10 protein-coding genes are annotated in these 11,851 nt (G+C 54.1%); 2 read left to right on the top strand and 8 right to left on the bottom strand.

Annotated elements, in window-relative coordinates; translation table 11 throughout:
* Positions 1-110: 110 nt before the first annotated feature.
* A complete protein-coding gene (locus AAC126_RS19490) occupies positions 111-1,115 on the bottom strand; it encodes a flagellin (RefSeq protein WP_339856545.1) in 1,005 nt (334 codons plus the stop codon).
* A gap of 14 nt (positions 1,116-1,129) precedes the next feature.
* Positions 1,130-2,614 (bottom strand): flagellar hook-associated protein FlgK, encoded by a 1,485-nt coding sequence (flgK, locus tag AAC126_RS19485; RefSeq protein ID WP_339856543.1) that lies wholly within the window; start codon positions 2,612-2,614, stop codon positions 1,130-1,132.
* A 120-nt stretch (positions 2,615-2,734) separates the two neighbouring features.
* Between flgK and AAC126_RS19480 the strand changes: the two genes are divergently transcribed.
* Positions 2,735-4,474 (top strand): tetratricopeptide repeat protein, encoded by a 1,740-nt coding sequence (locus AAC126_RS19480; protein WP_339856540.1) that lies wholly within the window; start codon positions 2,735-2,737, stop codon positions 4,472-4,474.
* 29 nt (positions 4,475-4,503) lie between these two features.
* Here AAC126_RS19480 and flaF (AAC126_RS19475) read toward each other — a convergent pair whose 3' ends face one another.
* From flaF (AAC126_RS19475) to AAC126_RS19450, 6 genes are all read right to left on the bottom strand, one after another.
* A complete protein-coding gene (gene flaF, locus AAC126_RS19475) occupies positions 4,504-4,878 on the bottom strand; it encodes a flagellar biosynthesis regulator FlaF (protein ID WP_339856537.1) in 375 nt (124 codons plus the stop codon).
* Positions 4,879-4,911: 33 nt separating this feature from the next.
* A complete protein-coding gene (locus tag AAC126_RS19470; RefSeq protein ID WP_339856534.1) occupies positions 4,912-5,730 on the bottom strand; it encodes a flagellin in 819 nt (272 codons plus the stop codon).
* Between the two features lie 622 nt (positions 5,731-6,352).
* Complete coding sequence (gene flaF / locus AAC126_RS19465; protein ID WP_339856531.1) at positions 6,353-6,790, bottom strand: flagellar biosynthesis regulator FlaF; 438 nt, start codon at positions 6,788-6,790, stop codon at positions 6,353-6,355.
* Positions 6,790-7,206, bottom strand: coding sequence for a flagellar biosynthesis repressor FlbT (locus tag AAC126_RS19460; protein WP_339856530.1), 417 nt, complete (start codon positions 7,204-7,206; stop codon positions 6,790-6,792). Before AAC126_RS19460 ends, flaF (AAC126_RS19465) begins: the two co-directional genes overlap by 1 nt.
* A gap of 214 nt (positions 7,207-7,420) precedes the next feature.
* Positions 7,421-8,248 (bottom strand): flagellin, encoded by an 828-nt coding sequence (locus tag AAC126_RS19455; protein WP_339856528.1) that lies wholly within the window; start codon positions 8,246-8,248, stop codon positions 7,421-7,423.
* 344 nt (positions 8,249-8,592) lie between these two features.
* Positions 8,593-9,420, bottom strand: a complete 828-nt coding sequence (locus AAC126_RS19450) for a flagellin (protein WP_339856526.1) — start codon at positions 9,418-9,420, stop codon at positions 8,593-8,595.
* A gap of 387 nt (positions 9,421-9,807) precedes the next feature.
* On the opposite strand from AAC126_RS19450, the gene AAC126_RS19445 reads away from it, so the two are divergent.
* Positions 9,808-11,835 (top strand): flagellar hook-length control protein FliK, encoded by a 2,028-nt coding sequence (locus AAC126_RS19445; protein WP_339856523.1) that lies wholly within the window; start codon positions 9,808-9,810, stop codon positions 11,833-11,835.
* Positions 11,836-11,851 lie beyond the last annotated feature (16 nt).

The following is an 11,851-nucleotide window of genomic DNA, read 5'->3' as shown; positions in this document are numbered from 1 at the left end:
ATTAGAGAACAATTTAGACAAAATTCGCGGCATTACAGCGGAATCATCGAAGTTAGTTTACTTCAGCACCTTAAGAAGGTCGCGTCAGGCGTCCAATGTCCCCGTCGACTCTAGATGTAATTAGCAAGGGAAAGCTGCCGCAAGGATGCCGTCGTCTGGTAAGCTGCCTGAAGCTGCCCCTGAAGCAGCTGAAACTCTGCTGCGGCCTCAAAAGGGTCAACATTTTCAACACCATCGAGTTGGTTCGACAGCAATGTGTTATCGTCCTTGTGCTGCGATTCAATATCCGTCATGCGCGCCTGGGTCGTACCCAGCGAGGCAATCATCAGGCCGATCTCATCCGCAGCAGCCTCAACCCGTGTCAAACCGTCATTCACCAGGGCACGGTAGTCATTATCAAGGCCCGCGGCAAAATCAACATCGGCAAAGGTGGCGAATACTTCGAAAAGCTCCTCGAAGGTTGAATCGTCGTTAGCGAGTTCGCCAAACTCCAGGCGCACACCTTCCGCCGCATCAAACGCAAACGGCTTGGTCTGCCCCGGTACAAGCCCGGCAACATTGTTCCAGTTTGCATCGGTCCCGAACTGAGTGGCTGACGCGCCGATCACCACCGCGGAGTTACCAACAGCAAGCGCCGGTATCGCGGCATACGCTGCTGTTTTAAGAGCTGCGGCATTATCCACAGGCGCCGTCGAGACATCCGTTCCATTGAAGAGATACCGCCCCTCTGACTGCGTGTTCAGAAGGCTCACAAGCTGATCGATGGCGGAATCCGCGAATTGCTTCAACACCGGCGCGGTGTCATCGAACTTGCCTTCCTGCTGGTTGATCAGCTCAACCCGCATTTGCTCCGCAAGATCCTGGATACCGGTCAACGCCGCTTCCATGATCTTGGTACGCGTCCGCACCTGCTCGATGGTGGTGACATAGGTCTCCTTGGTCTGGATCTCCTCGCGCAACTGGATCGAAACACGCGCGTCGTCGCCTTTCAGCCCGCTGTAAATCTGAGAAATCTTCCCGGTCGAAACCTGCTGCTGCGCACGCGAAAACTGATCCTGAAGATTCAGGACTGTATTCTGTGCCCGCAATGACATTGTCAGGGTGGCGACACGCATCGTCTCACTCCTTCCTAACGAATAATGTTAACAAGTTCGTCGAGCGACTGCTGGACAGTCTGCAAGACACGCGCGGAGGCTGCGAAAGCGGCTTCCAGTTCGATCAGCTTGGCAAGCTCTTCATCCGTGTTCACACCGCTTTCATCCCGATAGGTCTGTACCAGGGTGTCCCGGAAATTGGTTTCAAACGTAAGCTGGCTTTCAAAGGTCGCATGCTGGTTGGCCTGGAAACCGACCAGTTCGGCGGCAAAACCTTCGATACTGTTATTGGCGGTCAGCCCGAAGCCGGCAACGAAAGTCTGGGTATCCTGAAACACATCAAGCATGGCATTTGCGACACGATGGTCACCGGAGCCGATGGCAACATACGTATTTGCTCCATTTCCGGTATCACCAGTCACCAGGATTGAAGGCGTCCCGGTCACCAGAGCATTGACCTGGATCACCTCAGCAAACCCTTGTTCACTGCCCAGCGCGTCGGCGGGAACCGCACCACCACCATCGACAAACAGGTTAACCACCGCGGTCGTACCATTGATCGTGAAGGTATCCAGGTCGTTCGCCAGTTCGTGCGCCAGAGTATCCAGCTGATCTTGCGCTTCAACCAGGATGGTATCGCGCACCCTTAGAAGCCCGGCCAGCTCGCCATCCTTACCGGACACCTCGGCAGAAATATCCGGGTTCGTGGCAGTACCGGGAAGACCGTCCTCAAGCTGCAAAGGCTGACCAGCAGTGGTCGCCGTAAAAAGGGAGGTTTCAACGAATGTCAGCGGGAACATCGTATCATCAAGCAGCAAGCGGCTATCGCCGGTCAAAATGGTCAACTCGCCATTCGAGCGCTCGATCACGTTGATGTTCATATATTGCGACAGCTCTTCAACGAACTGATCACGGCTATCCTCAAGGTCGGCGGTCGTCAGCCCCTGGGTCTTGCGCGTGGCAATTGAATCATTGAGTGTGTCGATATTTTCCAGTGCCGTATTAGCCAGATTAACAGTATCCGCGATCTGCCGGTCCGCTTCCTTTCGAAGATTACTGATGGTCCGCGAGAGTTCCTGGAATTCGGCCGCAACACTTTCCGCCGCGCGCAGAACTTCAGCCTGGTTCGCTCCAAGCTCCGGAGCAATCGACAGGGCCTGAAGTTTTTCCTTCAGATCCGTGATCTTCGCGGAGATCGAATCGTCATCGCCAGGCCGGCCGAAAGACTCGACCATACGCTCAAGATAGGTATCCAGAACCGTCAGCTCGGAAACGGTCGCTGTCTGGGAACGGATATCCTTCTGTAGACCTTCATTGACGGTGCGCACTACCACACCGAGGTCAACACCCTGCGCCTGACCGCCGATGATCCGGGTCTGCAGCTCCTGCGATTTCCGTGTGTATGTCGGGTTCGCGGCATTCGCCACGTTTTGGGACACCACATCGATACGTGCCTGAGCTGCCGACAGGCCGGACGTTGCCGCGATTAGAGCGCTGTTAATTGACATGGTGGCTATCACCTCCGAAGTCTCATAGGCAAAGTGCCTCATAACTACGAAAGCAATAACCGGGCCAGTTTTGGCTTTTAAGAATTTCCAGAAAGGCTTTCCGATGCGCCGGCGTTAGTGCAGCATCGGCAAATGCCTATTCAATCCCAATCAGCTGCGATCCAGACGCTTCAGGACGCACTCGCCAAACACAGCGCGGGCCGGATTCCGGAAGCATTGCAGATCTATATGTCCGTCGCGCCTCAATTGCAGCATTTGGGCCAGTTCTGGCATTTTTACGGGCTGGCACTGTTCCAGGCAGGCGATACGGCAAAAGCCACGGATTGTTTCAGGCGCGCGCTGCTTCTCATTCCTAATGATGCCAACTGCATCAATCGATTCGCCTGTATTTTCTTGGCAGAACATCATCCGGAAGACGCACACCGCCAATTGCGGCACGCATTGGCCATCACACCGGATCACCCTGAAGCCTGGCGAAACATTGCAGAAGCGGAGCGGCTCGACGGTAATCCTGCCGCTGCCCTTCAATCACTTGAGAAAGCAATGGCTCTCTGCCCAGACGAACAGGGCTGGAAAATGTCTTACATTGCAACGCTCAATGATCTGGAACGACCAGAGGAAGCGCTTGAGGCCCTGCACTCCTTCGCCAGGACATCAACGCTAACCCCGGAATATTTTTTTCAGGAAGCCAGGGCCCTGCTTGATGCCTACAAGGCCAGCCAGGCAATTTTGTCCTATCGAAAATCCCTGGTCCTTGCTCCCAGCTCCCCCCAGGCACTCAACAACCTGCAACTGGCTGAGCGCAGGGTCGGACGCATGCAGGATGCTGTCCGAAACGCCTCGCGAGCATGCCTGATCGAGCCAGAAAATATAGAATTGCAGCACGGCCTGACGGATGCCTTGTTGAGCGCCGGCGAAATTGAACGCGGGCACGCCCGTAACTTCTGGCGCCATCTGAAACCTGAAATTCAGATTATACGGCATGGCCTGCCAAAGGAATGGGACGGCGCCCCCTGCGGGGACGGAGCAGGCTTACTGGTCTGTCATGAGCAAGGCATCGGTGACGAGCTCCGCTTCGTATCCTGCATCCCCGACATTCAGAAACGCTTCAACGGCCCTGTCTTTCTGGAATCTGACAAGCGCCTGCTTCCTCTCTTCGCACGGTCTTTCCCAGACGTAACCGTGATCGAGAAAATCCAACGGTCAGAAACCGTACCGTCAACAGCTCAATATGCTCCGCTTATCGGAGCGCACGGCATCGGCCAGTATATGATGCTTGCCGACATGCAATCATTTGTCCGTCCTTCCCTTTGCAGCTTTCCTTCGCATGCCGGCTATCTGAAGCCTGATGTCAGCGAGGTCAGACGCTGGAAAGACAGTTTCCGTGCACATGGAGAGTGGCCTGCGGTCGGCCTCAGTTGGCGGAGCGGGATGCGAAGGGCTGGAGCGCGGCATAATTATCCGGAACTGGCGGATATCACCCCATTTTTCAAGGCAGCTGATTTCCTGCCCGTCTGCCTTCAGTACGATGTTTCAGAGTCCGAGATCGCGGCTATCCAGACAGTAACGGACCAGCAACTCAATATCCCGCCGGGCATTGATCAGAAAGACGAACTCGATCGGGTAGCGGCAATGATTGCCGCCCTAGATCTGGTCATATCGCCAAACACATCCGTTCTAATGATGGCAGGAGCCGTCGGGACACCATCGATTGGCCTGCATTCCCAGTGCGGCGCTATTTTCTTCGGCGCCGGGGCAGATCCCTGGTTTCCAATAGAATGCAGTCTGGTGAAAACAGGCGACCGTGCTTGGCCAGCCCTGATTGACGAGGCAGTTCCCCATCTGGTCAGGATTTTATCAGAATATCGCTGACAGGGGCTCAGAAGGCCTGGTTTAGTCCGTTAACTGGCTTCAGCGAGCCGGAACTGGTCCTGGAGACCTTCCATGATCTGGCGGTTCACGTTGATCATCGCCGTGAGTTCCGCCTTGCCATCAATGACAAGTTTGGTTTCATGAGCGACCCAGTGGGCAAGCTGAATCAGACTTTTCTTCAGCTGATCAGGCAGATGGTTTCCCGGCTCGGAGAGGTCACAGAGGAAAGCATTCCAGACCTTCCCGTTCCATAAGGCTGCATTCAACTTATCCTGCAACGGAGCAGTGTCTTCCTGCGCCTTCCTCAACGCGGCCGTCACCTGCCCGAGCAACCGATACTCAATCTGCTGATGACTTTCGGTCTTGGTCTGAACATTCGAATATGCGGCATAACCCTGACGCATTTTACGGCCCTCCAAGAACTATGGATCCGTTACTTACTGGAACAGACCCAGGAGGACCTGCGGCGCATTGTTGGCCACACCGAGAACCTGGACACCAAGCTGCTGACGAACCTGCAGAGCAGTAAGCTGCGCTGACTCGCGGGCAAGATCGGCATCGACGATGTTGCCGAGACCTTCTTCCGTGGCATCACTGACCGACGTCAGGAATTCCGTCTGGAAGTTCAGGGCCCGGGTATCAGCACCAAGCTGACCGAGAGCGATGTTGATCGTCGATTCCAGGTTCGAATATTGTTCGGTCAAAACGCTCTGCGCATTGGTCGCCGTCGTCAAGGTCGCGCCACCAAGCGAGTTGATATCCGTCAGCAGGTTACGTGCCCGCAGGGTAATCGTGTCGTTATTCAGGTTCGACAGCGTATTTACCGCGGTCGAGGTATCGAGAACGTTCACACCGTTGAACACCGCGTTGGCAACGAAGTTTCGTGCCTGGGAGATCAATTCGTTGAAGTCATCCTGAAGGATACTGCGCTGCTGCGTCGTAATGCCTTCGTTCGAAAGCTCCGTCAGCTTTTGCCGGACATCCGCGAGCAGATCCGAAATCGAGGTTGTGCCCGCAAGCGCCACCTGAGCGATGCCCTTGGTGTTATTCAGCCCCTGCTGAATAGCACTCAAAGCCCGCAAATCTCCCCGGATACCCTGCGCAATGGCAAAGTTCGAAGCATCATCCTCGGCGCCAGTCACCTTCAGACCGGTCGAGACTCGGTCCTGTGTCTGCGCCAGGAGGGAGTTGGTACGCTCAAGATTGCGGAGCGCGACCAGAGCCTCCGGGTTCGTCAGAATCGAGTTGCTAACCATAACCAGTGTTCCTTCTCTCTTCGCGTCGCCTCCGCCCTTCAGCTCCAAGTCCATTTCTTGGACAAGGTCTTTTTTGCCGGGCAGGAACAGCGACGAACCACTGTCTTGGCCCTCATATCGCAATAGTCGGGCCAACCAGAGATGGAACAGTAATTAATTGATTTTAAATGATATTTTATTCAAAGAGAAAAATGAGAGCCGATTCTTTGCTATCGAAACGCCGCCTGATCGGCATTTTTTGCAGCTGCACACGGACACTATTTTCCTTAGGAGAGCAACTTACTGAGCGCGGAAATATCATTCCTGCTTCGCACACAGAAACGCCACGCCCTATGGCTCAAGAGCGTCGCCAAGAATTTCGAAAGACAGAAAAATGTGGAATGTATTTTCGCCACAAATAATTGCTCGATCAAAGAAGCAGCGCCAAGAAACCTTAAGAGGAGAAAGGAGAATGATGCTTTCTGTCTCTACCGGTTATAAATCCGGATTCTTACATTTACAAAGACTCGGCACAAATGCCGTCAGCTGCCTCGCTGGTAGCTTTAGAAAATACAATCCGGCAAAGACAGCCAGTCTCCATACCGTCTGCTCATAAAGCAGCAAAATGCACTCAGGTCTAATTTTAGGCCTGATCCAGAATAGAGCTCACAGACCCGCCTGGTCTGGGCGCCGGCTGGCTATCCGGCGCCTGAGAAGGCTTGAGGCCTTTCATGATATCCCGGTTTACCGCAACCAAGGAATCAAGATCCCCCTCGCCCTCAAGCGCAATTGCGGTCTCCTTTGTTACCCAGATTCCCAGACTCACAATTGCAGCCCGCAAATCTCGGGGTAACTGATTGCCAGCAGTGCCGCAATCTTCAACAAAGACGTCCCATACCTGCTTGTTCCAGTTCAATGCCGATGCGACCTGGGCCATCTTGGAGGGGTCGTTAGCTGCTCCCTTTTTATTATCAATGGCCTTCATCAATTCAGACGTAACCTGAGCCAGCAAACGATATTCCGTATCGCGTGACGTCGCAGTCTGATTGATTGTCTTCTTGTAGGCATCAATGCCGGACATCAATTACTCCCAGCCATTTCTGGCGCGCTAATCTTGAGAATTTCAGCCTCATAAGTAATGAGGGCTTTACAGGTTTTCAAAGCTCTGTAGAACCGCTTTTCATTCACATCCTGTACAAGATTCAAAAGCGTCATACGCACTTCCTTGAAAGTTGTCGCATCAAGAAAGCTCTCAACAAGCTCAAGGAACATGCCACGATATTGATCAGGATCATCATGATCCAGATACATTAACAAAATGGTAAAGTAGATACGTTTCGCCGGTGACGTCGCATCCTCTTCCTGCATGATGTCTTTGCCAAGAAGGATGGTGGCCTCGTTCTGCAGAACCAGAGACGCACCTTTTTTCCCGGCCACCATGACCGCGCCGTTAACGACGAACTTTTCTCCCGGCTTCACATTGATTTTTAATGGCATTCTACGGAACCCGTGCAACCGACTTGGACGCATACCAATAACACTAAATCGGCAATTCGGAAAATGCGCTTCGTCACATCCCGAACGATATAGTGCAGATGATAAAGGTATCTCACGTAAAATAAGGTTAAGAGCGAGAGGAACACCGCAAATTTAGGACAAAAAAAATCGGGGGAATTTCTCCCCCCGATTTTCAAGTAGATTTGATCCGCGTTTAACGGAACAGACCCAACAGAGACTGCGGGCGCTGGTTTGCAATCCCGAGAGTCTGTGTGGAGAGCTGCTGCTGCACCTGCAGAGACGTAAGCCGAGCAGATTCACGAGCCAGATCAGCATCGACCAGGTTGCCGAGACCTTCATCGGTTGCGTCGCGGATTTCCTCAAGGAACTGCGTCTGCAGATTGAGGGCACGAACTTCCGCACCAAGAGAGCCCAGCGCCGTATTCACGACAGACTCCAGATTGGCATACTGGTTCGCAATCACGCTTTGGGCAGCAGTCGCCGAAGTCACGTCACCGCCAGCAAGGCTGCCGACCTGGGTATTGACCGCACTTTGTGCTGTCAGCGACAGAGTACCGCCGGCCAGGTTCGAAAGCGTATTGACCGAGCCAGCACCGGACTCAATCAGGTTCACACCATTGAAGGATGCGTTGGCGATAAAGTTACCGGCCTGCGAGAGCAACGCGTTAAAATCTTCAGTCAAGATCGTACGCTGTGCCGTCGTAATGCCTTCGTTAGCCAGTTCCGTCAGCTTTCCACGGACATCGGTCAGGAGATTGGAAATACCGGTCACGCCGGCAATTGCAACACTACCGATACCTTTGGCGGTATTCAGCCCCTGTGAAACCGCGTCAATACCGCTCAACTCCGCCCGGATACCCTGCGCGATGGCAAAGGTTGAAGCATTGTCGAGAGCACCACCAACCTTCAGGCCCGTGGAAACACGGTTCTGGGTGGTATCAAGATTACGGTTGATGGAGTTCAGGGTACGAAGCGCGGTGAATGCAGACGGATTCGTATTGATCGAGTTTTGAATAGCCATTTTGGCCTCCTCTTTCTAAGGACGGCGGAATTTTTTCCGCAGTATTTAGGGGCAAGCCCCCAGAGCAAAACCCGCTTCTTTGAGCGGATAACCGATATTAACACACAAAACAGTTGCTAAAAGATTAATCTCAGTGAGGGATTGCACGCGCACAGGGCTAACCTCTGGTTGCGCCACTTTAGAATATTGAAATATTTAGAAATTCCCGCCGATTCCGGATCGGTTCAGCTTGTGAGATTTCTCGAAGTACGCCGTTACGGAAATATGCGAATTTGCGATTTTAACCGCAAACGCAAAAAGGGCGGCCGAAGCCGCCCTTTCGCCGAAAAATGTTTGAGCCGGTTTTAACCAAACAGGCCAAGAAGAGTCTGCGGACGCTGGTTTGCAATGCCCAGGGTCTGCGTGGACAGCTGCTGCTGAACCTGCAAAGACGTGAGCCTTGCGGATTCACGAGCCAGATCGGCATCCACGATATTGCCCAGACCTTCGTCAGTTGCATCCCGGATTTCCTCAAGGAAAGTGGTTTGCAAGTTGAGAGCGCGGACCTCCGCCCCCAGAGAACCAAGTGCGGTATTCACAACCGATTCCAGGTTGGAATACTGGTTCGCAATCACACTCTGAGCAGCGGTAGCAGAAGTCACATCACCACCGGCCAGGCTGCCGACCTGGGTATTGACCGCGCTTTGTGCAGTCAACGTGAGCAAACCGCCAGCCAGGTTAGAGAGTGTATTAACTGAACCCGCACCAGACTGGATCAGGTTCACGCCGTTAAAGTTTGCGTTTGCAATGAAGTTAGCTGCCTGAGAAAGCAACTCGTCGAAGTCATTGCTCAGGATCTGCCGCTGTGTGGTTGTGATACCTTCGTTGGCAAGCTCGGTCAGTTTACCGCGGACGTCAGCAAGCAGATTGGAGATACCGGTCACACCGGCAATCGCAACGTTACCAATGCCTTTGGCGTTATTCAGACCCTGCGTAACAGCGTCGATAGCCTTAAGTTCAGCACGGATACCCTGCGAGATAGCAAAGTTGGACGCGTCATCCAGGGCGCCCGCAACCTTCAGGCCCGTGGAGACACGGTTCTGGGTGGTATCAAGCGAGCGGTTGATGCCATTCAGGGTACGAAGGGCAACAAAGGAAGACGGGTTGGTCAAAACAGAGTTTTGGATAGCCATTTTTTCAAGTCCTCTTTCTAAGGGCTCAGGTTAAATCAGCTTTTTGCTGACGGCGGGCATTACCCACGAACCTATAATCTACATTTTCATAAATGTTGTCAATAAAGAATTTAAAATTGTAATTAAATTATTTTTATCTTTATATCAACACCTTACAAGAAAACAACTCATATTCCCACCTTGCCCTCCTCACAGTAAGGCATCAAATTTCGTACGCCTCCCCTGCTGGCAGCATCTGGTTGCCCTTTACCAGGAACAATCTTCCCCCTTTATCACACACGCGCCCCTTCCAAACGAGCAAACCAAGCCATCACCCGGCAAATTCTGCCGAAATATCTGGCCCGCTCTTTGCTTCTCCCTTTGCAGAACAACACGCGAGGGCGAAACATGTCTCCCGTATCAACGACAAACGATCCGGCAATCGGTTACACCGGGAAGCACGCAGGCGGATTAGCCTTTGATCCGATCGCGGCGCGTAATCCTGACCGCCCGAAATTCAGGCTCGATGACTATAAAGAAGCGAACGAGCCACGAGAAACCGAGTCCTCGCGCACGGCAAGCTATCGATCCGACCGGGATCGCAAAACCGAAGTCAGCCGGAACGATCGGCAATCGGATAATGCCGCGCCCACACGGACCGCTTCATCGGATACGGCACAGCGCAAGCCCGAACCGCCTCAAACCAGCACAAAAGAGCAAGCCAGCGCTACTGGCACAAATGCGGGAAAAGCCACAAGCGGACAATCCGACACCGCATCAGCGGCCAATACCGAGTCTGTCAAAAAATCAGCCCCGGATCAGCCGGCAGATACATCCACGCCTGCTGATGAAGGCACCGAAAGTGCGGTTGATAAACCCGCTCCGGCAGAAGGTGTCGATACGGTATCATCCGCACAAGCCGACATTTCCACACCCGAAGTAATTGCGACACCTGTTGTTCCGGAGCAGAAAACCGCACAGGCATCTTCTGAGCAGGCAGCTGCAGCCGCAAACGCCGACAACAAAAAGGGGCAGCATGCAGAGGCTCCGGCACAGAAGGCAGCGGTGGCACCTGCAACCACGTCCAGAGACCCGAAGCTCGCCGCACTTGAAAAGCTGACCCAGACTGACCAGAACACAGCAGCCAAGACACAGAGCGCTGTATCTGGCGATGACACAACGACTTTCAAATTACCCGTTCCGTGGCCCCCACAGGCACAATCCGAGACCTCTCATCAAGGTAATAAGTCGGGCACCGCGGGTCAGCCGGCAACTGCTCCCCAGCCTCAGGTGGCAACTCCGGCTCAGACCAGTCAGGCCGTCCCCGCTAGCGCGCAGACGCCAGCCGTGCCCAATGGTGCTGGGAAAAACCAGCCCGTTGAAGGCAACGCACAGGCGACGACTGCAATCGCCGCGAAGACTGCGGCAGAGACAGCAGCAAAACCAAAGATAGAAATCGTCTCTCAAGAGCCGGCAAAACCTGCCATTTCAGCAGAGACCGCCCTTACGGCCAGCAATCGCGGCCTCCCGGCCGAAGGTTCCGCCAAACAGGCAACTCTTCCAACCTCCGAAGAAACAATTGCAGCCGCGACAGCGCTGAACAGCCGGGGAGTAAGGTCGAATGCGCTTGGCGGCTCCAACGTGAAGCGCAGCAATGCGGTGACGGCTTCAAATGAGAATGCTGGCGCCAAGGTCCCGGCCAACCCGGGCCAGCCTAATCCCGCGATAGCAGGTCCCCCCCCCCCAACAAACCCGGCGGCAACGGCATTCACGGCCGTGACGCAGCCTCAAAATAGCGTCACGACACCGGAACAGCTTGCATCTGTCCGTCAACAATCGTCACCCATGCAGCGTGGACAAGCCGATCCGGCCAATACAACGTCCAATGCATCACGGGCAGCCGACCTTCCGGCTCAAGGTACGAGCACTGGTTTTGCCGAAACACTGAAAAGTGCGTCTGTCGACCGTACAGCCGCCCCTCAGGATCGGCAGACTTTGCCCACTCCAGCGACCGAACAGGTCAAAGTTAAGCTGGTAAAAGCTGCCCATGGCGGTCTCGACAAGATCAAGATCCAGCTGAACCCTTCAGAGCTTGGCAAGGTAGAGGTTCGCCTCGAATTCGGCTCTGACGGCGGCGTTCGGGGAACTGTGATCGTTGACAAGCCGGAAACCATGGACCTTTTGCAGCGTGATGCAAAGCAATTGGAACGGGCCTTGCAAGACGCAGGATTCAAGACCGGTGGCGATAGCCTCGACTTTCAGATGAGAGGCGGCGGCACCAACGAGAGGCAACAACAGCATGCCGGCTCCGGAAACGGACCCCTCTCGCAAGAAGGCGGTGACCTTAATGGCAGCGACGAGTTGCCGGCAACGGCCACCACCGGTTCGGAACACGACGGTATCGGCGACGACGGGTCGCTGAACCTGGTAGCCTAGGAGGCTGATGACATGG

Source organism: uncultured Nisaea sp., from assembly GCF_963974195.1.
In the GTDB taxonomy this organism is placed as follows: Bacteria; Pseudomonadota; Alphaproteobacteria; order Thalassobaculales; family Thalassobaculaceae; genus Nisaea.
The sequence above is the reverse complement of the archived record's forward strand: the minus strand, read 5'-3'. Positions and strand labels throughout refer to the sequence as shown.

What these genes read in the sequence shown, in the direction of transcription:
- AAC126_RS19450 (WP_339856526.1), bottom strand. Translation starts at nt 9,420, where the DNA reads ATGGCTATCCAAAACTCTGTTTTGACCAACCCGTCTTCCTTTGTTGCC.
- flaF (WP_339856531.1), bottom strand. Translation starts at nt 6,790, where the DNA reads ATGTCCGGCATTGATGCCTACAAGAAGACAATCAATCAGACTGCGACG.
- AAC126_RS19455 (WP_339856528.1), bottom strand. Translation starts at nt 8,248, where the DNA reads ATGGCTATTCAAAACTCGATCAATACGAATCCGTCTGCATTCACCGCG.
- flaF (WP_339856537.1), bottom strand. Translation starts at nt 4,878, where the DNA reads ATGCGTCAGGGTTATGCCGCATATTCGAATGTTCAGACCAAGACCGAA.
- AAC126_RS19480 (WP_339856540.1), top strand. Translation starts at nt 2,735, where the DNA reads ATGCCTATTCAATCCCAATCAGCTGCGATCCAGACGCTTCAGGACGCA.
- AAC126_RS19445 (WP_339856523.1), top strand. Translation starts at nt 9,808, where the DNA reads ATGTCTCCCGTATCAACGACAAACGATCCGGCAATCGGTTACACCGGG.
- AAC126_RS19490 (WP_339856545.1), bottom strand. Translation starts at nt 1,115, where the DNA reads ATGCGTGTCGCCACCCTGACAATGTCATTGCGGGCACAGAATACAGTC.
- AAC126_RS19460 (WP_339856530.1), bottom strand. Translation starts at nt 7,206, where the DNA reads ATGCCATTAAAAATCAATGTGAAGCCGGGAGAAAAGTTCGTCGTTAAC.
- AAC126_RS19470 (WP_339856534.1), bottom strand. Translation starts at nt 5,730, where the DNA reads ATGGTTAGCAACTCGATTCTGACGAACCCGGAGGCTCTGGTCGCGCTC.